Origin of the sequence: Pseudomonas tremae, from assembly GCF_001401155.1 — a bacterium.
Classification (GTDB): Bacteria; Pseudomonadota; Gammaproteobacteria; order Pseudomonadales; family Pseudomonadaceae; genus Aquipseudomonas; species Aquipseudomonas tremae.
In genome coordinates this window covers 1-256 of record NZ_LJRO01000319.1, presented here as the reverse complement: position 1 = coordinate 256, position 256 = coordinate 1, and the positions used below count along the sequence as shown (strand labels likewise).

General features: G+C 52.3%; 1 protein-coding gene. It reads right to left on the bottom strand.

What is annotated here, in order from left to right:
* Positions 1-61 precede the first annotated feature (61 nt).
* Positions 62-256, bottom strand: a 195-nt coding sequence (locus tag ALO43_RS18590; RefSeq protein ID WP_157062331.1) for an EAL domain-containing protein, incomplete at its 5' end; no start/stop codon positions are given.

Sequence of the window (256 nt, the reverse complement as noted above, 5' to 3'; positions counted from 1 at the left end):
CCACTCGCGCAGGCCGATGACTGTCAGATGGTCGAATGTTTTCAATGCAATTCCGTATGTCTCAAGACTTCTGCCAGACGTCAGGTGCTATCTGCGCCAGGGCTTTGAATGCAGGTTTGGCGAACAGATAGCCCTGCATCAGGAAAATGCCGCAATCGGCGAGAAAGTCCCGCTCCTCAACCTGCTCTATACCTTCGGCAATGAGCTTAATCCCCAAGTCCGAACACATTGTGACAACACCCCGAACAATAGCCTG